The organism is Rhodohalobacter sp., from assembly GCF_034521535.1.
In the GTDB taxonomy this organism is placed as follows: domain Bacteria; phylum Bacteroidota; class Rhodothermia; order Balneolales; family Balneolaceae; genus Rhodohalobacter.
In genome coordinates, this window is the sequence record NZ_JAXHMF010000005.1 from 324651 (window position 1) to 336776 (window position 12126).

Consider the following 12126-nt stretch of genomic DNA (forward strand, 5'->3'; position numbering starts at 1 on the left):
GGACCAGCACAACAACCGCAATCATTAAATCAAGCTCAACATTTTTAATAAGTACCGGGTGAATTCGGGAGTTGCCGAGATTATGGAGTTCTGTTTTCTAATAATCAGTCCGGCTCATACAGGCATAGAATGGAATCTTTACAAATTCATGGAGATGCCGCCATAGAGTACGCTACATTTCATGTCGACTGGATTTCGAATGAAGGAGAGGAGTGGTCATATAATGCCCGAGCACTCGTGCACTGGAAGAAGGATGAATATGGCGTCTGGAAAATCAAAACGATGTTGTTTAACAATCCTCCGCCGGCGGATGTGCAACTATGAAATGGAAAGAGTTTTTATCGGTGATGGATTTTGGGATTTCGCTCATGCCGTCATTGGTCTCCATCATCGGAACACTGCCTTACTTTGAACGGCCATGGATACCGGTCATTATTGGATTGGCGGTACTATTTGGTTTGATTGGACTATTCATTCACAACAATCTTGGTAAGAAGGAGAAGGCATTGGCTGAAATACTCGCCACCGGATACTTCATCAACTTTCTGGAACCGATGGCCAAAAATATTGGCAAAACAACAGAAGTATACTTTAGGAATGATCAGTCATTAAAGCACTTTGATATCGACTGTATAGAGATTACCGTGTACATGCCTATGAATTCAGACAGCCTGGTTGAAATATCCGATGCGCTGAATAATCAAAGAGGGTACCAGAATATCGACATTATCAACGCAAAAGACGGAACGCCGTTTTGGGCGCGGGTAAAAGCAGAAGAATATCGTTTAAACCTGAGTTCGATTCTAAAATGCTGATTATTGAGTTCCCCTCCTGTGTAAGGAGGGGTCAGGGGAGGTAGCCTTAGGGTTTTGAGTCTTTAGTGTCCTGAATTCATCAATTAAACCACCCCTAAATCCCCTCCTTGAAAAGGAGGGGAACTTTCAACCATCTAAATCAAGATATTATTAATCGAACTTAGGTTTTAAAGATTGCTGATTATCCCAGGACCTTGTTTTCGCTGCCCAGATTTGTAAAGATCAGCCTGGGTCATACCAAGACCGAAAAAGATTAAACAGTATTAAGAGGGGTTTGCTGAGCAACTGGAGGATCTGCTGGAAGTAATCGTCAGGACTATGTATTGAGAAAAGTGAGGGTTGAAAGAATATAATTCAGCCCCATTAATTTTTTTCCTTATCAAAAGGTATATCCAAATTCTCCGTCCCGGAATCATCGCCATTAGATGACCACTGTTTTTGAAGATAGTAGCCGATTAACAAAAATATTGAGCCGAAACCCATAAAAAGAGGGATTCGCAAGAGCGCACTGGTCTGGCTCAGATCAACAAAAAAGAGTTTTGCAACAACTACCAGTATTGTGGCCATTCCCACCGTTCTGACCAGACTGTTGCCAACACGAAATCCAACAATTAACACTGCGATACTGTAAATACCCCAGGCTACTGTTATCCAAATCTGCGAGTGATCAACCATCCATAATTCTTTCGCTATCCAGGCCAAAATACCCAGATGTGCAATCATTCTGTATAGAAATCCTTCGTTTTTACTGTCCAGATAGATGGGTGCCAGTAAGCCGGTAATAGCTATTACAAGCAGTTCCGAAAGAGCCGGAAAGTGAATCAAGGCCAGGTTGCCGGTCTGCGGATAACTCAGGTAGTTGATGAGCAGCACCCAGCCTGTTACAAAAAGCAGATGGGAAATCCATGAAAATGAAGTCAGCTGTTTTTTGCTGATCACTATCCGGATTGCCATGGCTTCAAGCACGATGACAACAAGTAGTACTCTTCCGTCCAGCAGCAGAATCAGCCCCAGCGTAAATATCACTGCCGAACTCACAAAATGTACGGCTGCGAGTCTTTTGAACTGCTTTTGTTTCAGAAGAAAAGAATATCCCCCCAGTGCAGCCGAAAATAGAAGAGCGGCATACCCGAGTTCATTAGCAGATGTCTCCCAGATCAACCCGGAAAACAGAAGCAGAGCAAGCGGGCATATAGCGGATAAAAGCTCCAGATGTGCCTGACTTCCTGAAGGTTTCCCAATACTCCCTTTAACTTCATTGATATAAATTCTTATTGGAAAAATCCAAACCAGAACGGCCAGATATACAGAGACTGCCTGTATGAGCGCCCTGTGTAAATCGGGCGGACTGCTGACGTCCAGAATGTTAACCACACATGCAACAAGCAGAACAATACCTCCGCCAATCGCCTGGCTCCAGAGAAGTGAATTCCATCTTTTGAAACGATATATGGAGGCGGCACCGGTTAGAATAATGGCCGTATAGATCATTAGCATGGCCAATGAACCATCCCCGCGATATAGCAGAAAAGGGGTTGCCAGCCCGCCAAGAATTCCGATTAAAGATAGGATAGCCGAATTTTGCTGAACTGAAATGGTGAATGATAAAACCGTCACAGCCACCATAAACCCGAATACGACCGAATAGGACATAAAATCGTAGAGTTGAAACGTGGCAAATCCGGTAATATAGAATACACCGATTCCACCGCCGATCAGAAACTGCCGGATTGTTTCACCTGAGGAAGATTTAAATCCCAGATAGAGCATCACTCCTCCGGTGATCAGGCCAAACGTGCTCCGGATTTCTGGAATGAGCCATCCCTGCTCAACCGAATACCGAAACAGAAAAATCACCCCGAGCAGCAGCATTCCAACGCCTAACCAGTAGAGCCAGTTCTCCTTCAGGATTCTCGGGATCTGAGGTTTGTATTTCTTTGATTTTTCTTGATAAGGATCAGGTGTGCGATAGGAATCTTTTTCGGAGGTTCCAGTTTTGGGACTCTCTTTTCTTATTGGACGCTCCGCCGCTTCCGAGGATGCAAGAATCTGCTCAAGTTTTTCCACCCGTTGTTCGAGCTCTTCAATGCGCCTGCGGTCCGGGTGTTTTTTATGATCTGATTCCATCAAGGTTAAGGTATAATGAAATATTATTTGCAGTTCATTTTCTGAAGGACGATGTACATTTAATAATTTATTTCTCGATCAGACTTTTATGGCAGATTATAAAATTAAACGGAGTTCGCATGAAATTCTGATTCTTTGACCTGATGATATACGATGTCCGATATTTGTAAAGTTTCCGGTAGATGAATGGGCATTTCTGCGCGTAAAGACTGATTAAGGTTCTGAATTCTTTTTTTAATAAAAAGAGAAGAAACTTATTTCGAAACTCATTTACCTGTTGTTCACAATATCAGATGTAATCGGATAGTAACCAAATTTGGGCTCACTACAACTACTTCGTTGTCCCGTTTCAGCTTTCCATAAGCATGCAATGCTGCCGTATGTTCCGAAACACCGGCTCCCATTATTAATAGACGTGCCATATTGAGTCCCTCCAGTCAAATTATAATAGAACTACTAAACCTATATAATGAAAAAGTAGCAAATTCAATTATATCCGTCTTTTATTAAAGGCCCTCAGAATCTTGTTGATGATCCGGGACACCAGGCAAAAACCGCAGGGCAATAATCACCGTTATCATTACCTGTATGTATATCAGTGTCCGTGTCATGTTTATGTTTAATGTGTATCGGGTGAATAACGGCGCAGCCGCTAAGCTATAGGTTTGCAATATTTGATATTATCAGGCTTGAAGAAATTACAAATCTAATTTTTCTTTGTACATCTGCATGTTCAGCTATTAAGGCCAAGGTAGTTTACTCAATTTTTAAATGGCAGGAATTCGGACAAGCTTGCAATCAATGTCGGAATAGAAAAATTTTATGTGGATAAGATTTTTATTCGGGATTCAGCCTGCCACCGCAATATTTACAATATTCTGCATCAGCATCATGTCCTTCCTTGGAACAGTGGGGGCAGACCTCGGTGGTTTGTTTGCTCCATCTCTTGCGACTTAATTCGGCAGTAAATATTCCGGTAGGTATGGCAATAATGCCATATCCCATAATCATGATTATTGCTGAAACCAGTTGTCCCAAATTCGTTTGCGGAGAAATATCACCGTAGCCTACTGTAGTTAACGTGACAATTGCCCAATAGATCCCTCTTGGAATACTAGTAAATCCGTTTTCGGCTCCTTCAATAACGAACATCAGTGAACCAACAATCACCGTTATTGTAACGACAGTGTAGATGAACACAATAATTTTACGGCGGGATGAAGCCAGGGCCTCCCGAAGCTGGTCGATCTCAAGAATATATTGGGTAAATTTGAGTACCCGAAAAATCCGCAGAACCCTGAGCACACGAATCACCAGAAAGAACTGACTTCCCGGAATGAGTAAACTCAGGTAAGTCGGTAAAAAGGAGAGCAAGTCTACAATCCCGTAAAAACTGAAAATATACCCTCGGGCCTTCTCTACAGTTAGGATACGAAGAATATACTCAACGGTAAATAATATTGTAAAAACCCACTCGATTCTATAAAGCCAGTCGCCGTACGCTGCCCGATAGCTGGAGACACTATCGAGCATCACCACCAAAACACTGACAACAATACTGAGGATAAGAATGATATCAAACGCCTTGCCGCTGGGAGTATCGGCTTCAAAGATAATTTTGTGCAGTCGGTGCTTTAAACTCAATTGATTATCACCTTCCATAAAGATTTAGCCTTAATAATAACACGGACGAATTTTATGCAGTAAAATAGTAAATACAAGCAAAAATCTTGCATTTATATACTTTACATGGACAGCCACACTAAGAAGCATTTATAAAAATGGTAGGAAGGCTTTGAAGATACAATCGGGAAAACATTATGAACTGATTTGAAAGATTCAACACGGGATGATCGGCAGTTTTCACCTCTTCAGGGAAATTCAGGATAGCCTACGACCCAAATTCTTTGGCAAGTGATTTTGAAATGGATTTGATGTCATCATCTGCTTCAAATCTGATAAAATTACAAAAACAATTGAAGACAAAACCACTCCGGATTTGTTTTAAGACATCTAAAAAATATTTTTAGATGTCTTTAACTAAAACTATATGACTGAAGAGATAAACCATATTCCACCAGCGGTGATGATACATTATATAGCTTGAATTGAGTACCTGAAATACAAGTAAAGATACATTTGAAGTTTCGCTTTATTCTCTCCATCATTGTAATTCTTAGATATTTAAGCTGTCATCTCAAAAAATGGAACATCGATTTTATCAAAAAAATGAATCGGAACAGAAGAGAATACTCCAGAAAACCGGAGCTGTTTTGTTTGTGATGAGTATCATAATATTGGCAATCTCATACTTGACGGATTTCTATTTATTAATATTTCTGATTCCCGTATTTATATTGATTGCAGCTCCATTCATCGATCTGCCAATGGGGAAAAAGAGCGGCAAGTTTATCTACTATTCCCCTCTGTTTATCACAGAAGAAGAGAGGAATAACAAGGTAACTGTCCACGGGGGTACACTCTTTGATTACGTCTACACCATCAAACCGGATATGCAGGGCCGTGAGAGAACCCAATTTGTTCTATATGGATATATTTCAGGTTTGGTGAATTTTGTCTCAGTGCATGAGAATCAAAATAAAGATAATCTGAAAGTCCGAGGAACGTCCTACATCATTAACCGGCGTACAGCAAGGCGCTTTGGACTTCAACCGGTTCAAAAAGATTTTCTTCAAATTTTGCTTCTTCTCTTCAACTACATTCCTATCACTATTTCATACTCCTTTTTAAAGCAGAAACTGCAGTTTCCAAAAATGTCTGACGTTCAAACATACGAGGGGACATTATCAGAAATAGCGGCACATAAAGAGGAACTGATCCGACTTAAAAACCGACTAAAGCCAGAATAAATGAGTCTTTTCAATAACAAATATATCCAGTTCAACCTTTACCGTGATGCAGACCTGGAGGCGTTTTATGACATTGATTCTAAATACAGGCGGAGCATCATCTTTGCACATATGATGATTCACTTTCTGCCGGTTCTTATCGTGGTTTTGTTCTTTCGGGAATACTGGGGAGAGGCTTATATGCTCGAGGTATGGAGCATAAGCCTACTTTGCTATGCAGCTATTATTGTTGAAACGACTGCCTACATGTATCCAAAATCCCGGAAACATTATAAGCGTTTATTCCCCTGGTTACTTATACCATTTGCAATCATTTGTGGTTATGGGGGCTATGTTATCGGAGCCGAAGTTTTTAAGCCTGAATCCGGATTGCGCCAGCTGAGCACTCTTTACACCAGTATAGGCGTAGGATGTGGTGTATTTCTCTGGACCTACTTGGGAATGTCTCTCATACTGAAAGCATCCAGAGCTATTTATACAAAAAAAGCAGCCATCGAAGCCGATGTTCGATTTGCAACAGAAGTTCAAAAAAGAATTTTGGAAGATGTAGCTATCGAAAAAGATTCAACCAGTGCGTATGCCATGTCTGTTCCTGCAAATGAGCTGGGCGGTGATTTTTTTGAGCTTTCACAGCAAGATGATACTATTTTAGCTTGTGTCGGCGATGTTTCCGGTCATAGTTTTGGAGCGGGATTGTTAATGACTATGACAAAAAGCGCTCTTCAAACGCACCTCGAATACAACAGTGATCCGTCAGAAATCACAAAGGCGCTTAACGGAATGTTTCTTAAACAGTCTGACCGGGCCATGTACGCAACCATGGCGATGCTAAAACTAAATATTTCGTCTCAAAAGGCTGAAGTTTGTAATGCGGGTCATCTTCCGGTGCTTCATTATGTGGCTGCTACGGAAGAGCTGGTAACACGCCGTAACAAAGGTCTTGGATTGGGCATGGTCAGTAAAGCGGAATATACCAATCTGGAATTTTCTGTAGACAAGGAAGATGTTCTTTTTCTCTATTCAGATGGATTAATTGAAACCCGGGATGAAAATTTGGAAGTGAGGGACTTCGGTTTTTTTGAGCATATAATAAAACGGAGAGTTGCCGAAAACCATACAGATCCCAAAAAGCTGACATCAGCGATTCTTAAAGATACTGAAGAATCTGACTATTCGGATAGGTTTGAAGATGATGCAACTTTGGTAGCTATAAAGGTGTAGCTTGAAAATTTAGACCAAGTAGCGGAGTCGAGTTTTTTTTCAGTAACTAGTTCATTTTTGTTGATTTAAAATATGATACTGGCTGACTTAGTTTGAGATTTGTAAAACTACGAAGTACAAATTTGATAACTGTGGTATTTACTCTTTCAAAATCTCCCAAAATCCTCGTGGCGAAATAATCTTGATCCGGGTGATCTTCTTTGAAAGAACCAATAGATCTTTATCACCGGTAACTAAAATATCAGCTTTTGCACTTAATGCTGACTCCAATACCCAACGGTCATCTTCATCTCTGACTTTAATTTTAGAAGGTTTTTCAGGAATTGGTTCTATATGGTGTTTACGAAGAAATAAAAGCGTCCTGGAAACTTTGTTTTGTGGGACCTTAAGTTTTGTGATCAATACGCGTTCCAATTCTTGTAGCACAAATTCTCCTGTCATTAATTGATGATCAGCAAGAATTACTTCAAGCAGGTCTGCACACAATCCTCTTGCTGTGAAGGCACTTACTAAAACGTTGGTATCTGTAAATATTTTCATGCTACACTCCGGGATGAGCATTGATCAATGACGTATATAGCGTTTTTGGAGTGCACCGTAAGACCATAAATCTTTATAAAAGTATGCTCAAGAAATTTCACGAAAAACATCTTCATCTGTGAGCCAACCCTGAGCTTCTCCATAGGGTAAAAGTTCTTTACGCAATTGTTGAAATGACTCGATCGCTAACTGACGCTTTAAAGCTTGCCTTACCAATTCACTTTTTGACTGGCCGGATCGTAATGAAGCCTCTTCAAGAAGCTGTTCAAGTTCTTTATCAATTCGAATGGTGAGAGTTGTGTCCATGGTAATAGAATCAGATTAATTGTTTTACAATGTAACACAGATGTAACGGTCAAACAATTTATTTATTTGGAAAGGGTTACTACGATTCGGTATTAATTTTAACGCCAATAATATTTTTTGAAGTCAGTTTTTTAGTATCCTTATTATGGATTGAAAAAAATCCGAAACAGTCTTTTTTTACTTCAAATCGTTACTCTGTGATTCGAATCTTATCAATATCTCTCATACCGATTGTAGTTCTTCTATTTTATCTGGCTTTTGCGGAACCCGCACCTGAAACTCCTGTTGCCGATCCGGATCCCGAAGAGTGGGTGATGGATGATGAACTGGCCGCGTATCTGGATCAATTTGAACGAGAGTTTGAAGAGGGATTGAACAACAAACGCATTCCCGGTGCGGCGGTCGCTATTGTGAAAGACGGACGGGTGGTATTTCAGAAAGGATTTGGCGTAAAGGAGAAAGGGAAGCCTGATGCCGTGAATGAACATACCGTGTTCAGATTGGGCAGTGTATCCAAGGGCTTTGCATCAGTGCTTACAGGAGTGCTGGTGGAAGAGGGAGCCGTTGATTGGAATCATCCTGTTTCGGGCTATCTTGAGGAATTCAGGCTGCATGACCCGGAACAAACCGGCCGGGTAGAGGTTCGGCATCTGTTGTCGCACACGTCGGGATTGCCCCGCCACGCATACACAAATCTGGTGGAAGACGGACTGAGTCTGGATCGCATCATCCCACGGTTTGAACAGGTTCCCCTCATTGCAAAAGAAGGAGAACAGATAGCCTATCAGAATGCGGCGTATTCAGCGATAGAAAAAGTACTGGAAGTCAGAACGGATACGGATTTTAATACTCTGCTGGATAAAAGGCTTTTCACACCGTTAAAGATGGATCATGCATCGGCAAGCTACGACAGCATTGGTCAATCGGAAAATCGAGCATTGCCTCATGTGTACTACTCCCGCTCCCGGGGACACGTTCCCATCTCCATCTCCAAAAAATATTACAATGCGGTTTCATCAGGGGGCATCAATGCGTCTGCTTCCGATATGGGCAAGTGGCTGCTGCTGTTAACCGGCAATGCTCCTGATGTGATCTCCAAAGAGACGCTGGACGAAATGTATACACCTTTAGCCAGCATCAACAATCGGAGATTTAGCAGGCATTGGACCGGGGTGAACCGCTCGCACTATGGAATGGGGTGGAGAGTGCTGGATAATCACGGACAGAAGATCGTATACCACGGAGGATATGTGAATGGATATCGCAGCGAAATCGCGTTTGCTCCGGAAGATGGGGTGGGGATCTGTATTCTGATCAATACCAATTCAAGTTATCCCCTGGAAGTAATTCCGGACTTGTTCAATCATTTTAAGTCAGAGAATCAATAAGTATCGGTATTATTTTCAGTACATGCGGGCTAAAAACCCTTTCATTTCTTCAGCAAATGTGTCAATTATTTTATCTTTAGCATAAAACATGCTGCGATAACTTATTTATTTGACTTTACATGAAAACGCTACTGTTATTTTTAATAGGATTGTGTCCTATTACCCTTTTTGCCCAAATCAATGAAAGCGATACACTTAAGACAAAAGCAAGCCTTTCTTTAACCGGCTTATATCAACAAGGGAATGTTGAGTCCGTCATTTTCAGAGCAAAATCGGAGTTTAGTTTTCATCCATGGAAGAGATCAGTTTTTAAAACCAATAACTCCTACGTTTATCAGGAATTTGGGAATCAAAAGGCAGATGAGGATATACTTAGCCAAAACTTTTTGTATATACATCCTGATAAGAAAGTGCATCCTCTACTGCTTGGTTTCGTAAGTACCAATTATCGAAGAAAAATTAATTTACGTTATTTAATGGGTGTGGGGGTTACATTCCAGGTATTAAGCAAGAAGTATCACTGGCTAAAATTTTCGATTTCCAGTGAAATTGAACAGACGGATTTTTCCGCGTTTGATTTCAATCGATCACAGTACGACGGAACAAAGTCTATAAATACTATTCGGGGAACTCTTTGGATTAGTGGAAAGTATCATCTGGTCAAAGAGAGGGTGATTTTAAGTCATGAAAGCTATATTCAGCCTTCTCTCGAAGAGAATAATAATTTTAGATGGCATGCGGAACTTGGATTGGAAATGCCTGTCTGGAAGTTTTTGAATTTTAGCATAAACTATCTTCAATCGTATGAGAGTGTTGTGATTCAAGGTCAGAATCAGCAGGACAGATTTTTGACATTCGGAATTACCCTGAAAAGTTTTTGATAGGGCAAGGGGAAACACCCGAAACACAGCCGCTGAATAATCGTGAAACAGCGCATGGAAAAGTTCTCGGAAAAGGATATCGAATGGCTGCTGAATCTGCACAAAAACGGTGATAAATCTTACCCCGGCAGATCAAAGCAGCAGACAAAAAGCCGGAGCTGGAAACGCTGGGCATTCCGTATTGCTTTTGGGCTTAGCGCGCTTCTTTTCCTGATTATCTTTCCGTTTTTTCTGCTGATACGATTTTCGGTCTACCTGAACCTGACGTACGGTCTGGGCGCATGGAGCTCACTTACCGGCGGAATCCTGGCAACCATATTCCTTCTCTGCTTCTACCTGTTTCTCCTCTCTTTCAAGGTAACCAACAAGAAGTTGCTGATTAAACTTGGAGGAATTGGCGTCAGTACAATGGTGCTTGGGTTTTGTCTTTTTTCGCTCTTCTATCTATCAAGCGTTAATGCAAAAAGCGCAGACGTTCAAAGCGTTTACCGCTCCATGCATCCAATCTTACGGGTCGCTGTGTCTACAGTCACACTCGCAGAAAGCGAATTGGTGATTACCGATATTGAGCGATTTGAAGAGGATTACACCAGAATGGGTTTGGCTGTTAACCAGAGGTCATTACACTACCGTCAGGAGAGCGGCTATGTTCATGCAGTGGATATCCGTACGATAGGTCATGGTATTTTACGAAATGCTTTACTTCGAGGATCCCTCGAGTTGATGGGCTTCCGAACGATCAGGCATGTGGGTACGGCTGATCATCTGCATGTGGAATTGAGAGATAAACCATCTTAGGACAATGAATTCAGCCGATTACTCTTTTCCACTCTGTAGTTTAAATCAGGATAGTGTAATCAAAAACACTCCCGCCACCATAATAATCACTCCCACCAGCCTCTCGCGCAGGCCTTTTTCATTGAAAAAGAGGTGCCCCCAGAAGACACTGAGAATGGCGCTTCCCCTTTTGATGGAAATCACGTAGGCCACAAACACAAAATTGATGGCGATCATCTGGGTGACAAACGTCAGGGCGTTAAAGACGCCAATTGCAATCAGCGGTTTGGCCTGATTTATGATCTTCTCTTTCGAGTGATCCGAGAATTTCAGCATGATTGGGAAGAGGGAAACGGCCAGAAAGCTTGTCATGGCCACAGACCAGAAAATTGGTGACGAATTCTGAACGCCAATTTTGTCGATGTTCGACGTAAAGCTCCAGATAAATGCCACAAGGAGCATTAATCTCGGTCCCGGATCAACCAACAGCCGTTTAAATGGCTCCAGAATTCCTTTTCCACGCGTCTGAATGTTCAGCATGTAGGAGCCGCCCACAATCAGTAAAACCCCAAACACACCAATAGTTGACGGATATTCACCCACCATAAACGGCGAGGTAATCAGCAAAAACATGGGTGTGAATGTGATCATCGGAATGGTGACCGACAGGTCCGACATCCGGATGGCCCGCATGTAGAGCACCAGGCTTACCGCATTGAGCAACCCGCCAACCAGGATTGCCTTCCAAAACGAGGCGTTCAGCTCAGGGATACCCACGTAAAACAGAATGGGCAAAAGAATAGGCAGTGCAAAAGCCGACATCGCCCAGGAGATAAAGAACTCGTTGATCTGACCAAGCCCAAACTTACCCGACAGATCTTTCAGCGATTCAAACAGAGCCGTTAAAAATGCAAAGCCAAGATAGATCATTGCGCCTGACTGCGTTGTATCAAATTCATTGCAAGCACCCATATTTTCCGGTTACTGTACATCTATTATCCCAAATCATTTTTTTATATTCAGCCATCGAAAAGATACATGAACCAGCTCAACAAATCAGATCTGATGTTTCTGCTGCTAAAATATATACTAGTCTTCAGTTCTGTTGTATTGTTTTGAGCTTGCACTGCGGCTTTCAATGATAGAACAACGACACCGGAATGCAGAAATCACTGAATGGATAAAGAAATTTGAGCCGGGT

General features: G+C 41.8%; 13 protein-coding genes. 7 read left to right on the top strand and 6 right to left on the bottom strand.

Going from position 1 to position 12126, the window contains the following annotated elements; genetic code table 11:
- Window positions 1-129: 129 nt before the first annotated feature.
- Both U5K35_RS08455 and U5K35_RS08460 read left to right on the top strand, forming a co-directional pair.
- Window positions 130-324 (top strand): hypothetical protein, encoded by a 195-nt coding sequence (locus U5K35_RS08455; protein WP_322571022.1) that lies wholly within the window; start codon window positions 130-132, stop codon window positions 322-324.
- A complete protein-coding gene (locus U5K35_RS08460) occupies window positions 321-815 on the top strand; it encodes an STING domain-containing protein (RefSeq protein WP_322571023.1) in 495 nt (164 codons plus the stop codon). The genes U5K35_RS08455 and U5K35_RS08460 overlap by 4 nt, the downstream gene beginning before the upstream one ends.
- 363 nt (window positions 816-1178) lie before the next feature.
- On the opposite strand, the gene U5K35_RS08465 is transcribed toward U5K35_RS08460, so the two are convergent.
- The 3 genes from U5K35_RS08465 to U5K35_RS08475 form a co-directional block, all read right to left on the bottom strand.
- Window positions 1179-2942 (bottom strand): DUF2339 domain-containing protein, encoded by a 1764-nt coding sequence (locus U5K35_RS08465; protein WP_322571024.1) that lies wholly within the window; start codon window positions 2940-2942, stop codon window positions 1179-1181.
- A 281-nt stretch (window positions 2943-3223) separates the two neighbouring features.
- A complete protein-coding gene (locus U5K35_RS08470; RefSeq protein WP_322571025.1) occupies window positions 3224-3364 on the bottom strand; it encodes a hypothetical protein in 141 nt (46 codons plus the stop codon).
- A 415-nt stretch (window positions 3365-3779) separates the two neighbouring features.
- Window positions 3780-4604: an ion transporter gene (locus U5K35_RS08475; protein WP_322571026.1), complete on the bottom strand. Its 825-nt coding sequence runs from the start codon at window positions 4602-4604 to the stop codon at window positions 3780-3782.
- A 542-nt stretch (window positions 4605-5146) separates the two neighbouring features.
- Here U5K35_RS08475 and U5K35_RS08480 point away from each other — a divergent pair.
- Both U5K35_RS08480 and U5K35_RS08485 read left to right on the top strand, forming a co-directional pair.
- A complete protein-coding gene (locus U5K35_RS08480) occupies window positions 5147-5812 on the top strand; it encodes a hypothetical protein (protein WP_322571027.1) in 666 nt (221 codons plus the stop codon).
- A complete protein-coding gene (locus tag U5K35_RS08485; RefSeq protein WP_322571028.1) occupies window positions 5813-7033 on the top strand; it encodes a PP2C family protein-serine/threonine phosphatase in 1221 nt (406 codons plus the stop codon).
- Window positions 7034-7171: 138 nt separating this feature from the next.
- Here the strand turns inward: U5K35_RS08485 and U5K35_RS08490 are convergent, their stop codons facing one another.
- On the bottom strand, window positions 7172-7573 hold the full coding sequence (locus tag U5K35_RS08490) for a putative toxin-antitoxin system toxin component, PIN family (protein WP_322571029.1): 402 nt from the start codon (window positions 7571-7573) through the stop codon (window positions 7172-7174).
- An 87-nt stretch (window positions 7574-7660) separates the two neighbouring features.
- Window positions 7661-7879, bottom strand: coding sequence for a ribbon-helix-helix protein, CopG family (locus U5K35_RS08495; protein WP_322571030.1), 219 nt, complete (start codon window positions 7877-7879; stop codon window positions 7661-7663).
- Between the two features lie 197 nt (window positions 7880-8076).
- Between U5K35_RS08495 and U5K35_RS08500 the strand changes: the two genes are divergently transcribed.
- From U5K35_RS08500 to U5K35_RS08510, 3 genes are all read left to right on the top strand, one after another.
- Complete coding sequence (locus U5K35_RS08500; RefSeq protein WP_322571031.1) at window positions 8077-9267, top strand: serine hydrolase domain-containing protein; 1191 nt, start codon at window positions 8077-8079, stop codon at window positions 9265-9267.
- Window positions 9268-9386: 119 nt separating this feature from the next.
- Window positions 9387-10148 carry a DUF481 domain-containing protein gene (locus U5K35_RS08505; RefSeq protein WP_322571032.1) on the top strand — a complete coding sequence of 254 codons (762 nt, stop codon included), beginning with the start codon at window positions 9387-9389 and terminating at the stop codon, window positions 10146-10148.
- Window positions 10149-10202: 54 nt separating this feature from the next.
- On the top strand, window positions 10203-10946 hold the full coding sequence (locus U5K35_RS08510; protein ID WP_322571033.1) for a hypothetical protein: 744 nt from the start codon (window positions 10203-10205) through the stop codon (window positions 10944-10946).
- 45 nt (window positions 10947-10991) lie between these two features.
- On the opposite strand, the gene U5K35_RS08515 is transcribed toward U5K35_RS08510, so the two are convergent.
- On the bottom strand, window positions 10992-11897 hold the full coding sequence (locus U5K35_RS08515) for an EamA family transporter (protein WP_322571034.1): 906 nt from the start codon (window positions 11895-11897) through the stop codon (window positions 10992-10994).
- Between the last annotated feature and the right edge of the window lie 229 nt (window positions 11898-12126).

Excerpts from the sequence above, each read along its gene's own strand:
- U5K35_RS08455 (WP_322571022.1), top strand. The coding sequence starts at position 130 with ATGGAATCTTTACAAATTCATGGAGATGCCGCCATAGAGTACGCTACA.
- U5K35_RS08460 (WP_322571023.1), top strand. The coding sequence starts at position 321 with ATGAAATGGAAAGAGTTTTTATCGGTGATGGATTTTGGGATTTCGCTC.
- U5K35_RS08465 (WP_322571024.1), bottom strand. The coding sequence starts at position 2,942 with ATGGAATCAGATCATAAAAAACACCCGGACCGCAGGCGCATTGAAGAG.
- U5K35_RS08470 (WP_322571025.1), bottom strand. The coding sequence starts at position 3,364 with ATGGCACGTCTATTAATAATGGGAGCCGGTGTTTCGGAACATACGGCA.
- U5K35_RS08475 (WP_322571026.1), bottom strand. The coding sequence starts at position 4,604 with ATGGAAGGTGATAATCAATTGAGTTTAAAGCACCGACTGCACAAAATT.
- U5K35_RS08480 (WP_322571027.1), top strand. The coding sequence starts at position 5,147 with ATGGAACATCGATTTTATCAAAAAAATGAATCGGAACAGAAGAGAATA.
- U5K35_RS08485 (WP_322571028.1), top strand. The coding sequence starts at position 5,813 with ATGAGTCTTTTCAATAACAAATATATCCAGTTCAACCTTTACCGTGAT.
- U5K35_RS08490 (WP_322571029.1), bottom strand. The coding sequence starts at position 7,573 with ATGAAAATATTTACAGATACCAACGTTTTAGTAAGTGCCTTCACAGCA.
- U5K35_RS08495 (WP_322571030.1), bottom strand. The coding sequence starts at position 7,879 with ATGGACACAACTCTCACCATTCGAATTGATAAAGAACTTGAACAGCTT.
- U5K35_RS08505 (WP_322571032.1), top strand. The coding sequence starts at position 9,387 with ATGAAAACGCTACTGTTATTTTTAATAGGATTGTGTCCTATTACCCTT.
- U5K35_RS08510 (WP_322571033.1), top strand. The coding sequence starts at position 10,203 with ATGGAAAAGTTCTCGGAAAAGGATATCGAATGGCTGCTGAATCTGCAC.
- U5K35_RS08515 (WP_322571034.1), bottom strand. The coding sequence starts at position 11,897 with ATGGGTGCTTGCAATGAATTTGATACAACGCAGTCAGGCGCAATGATC.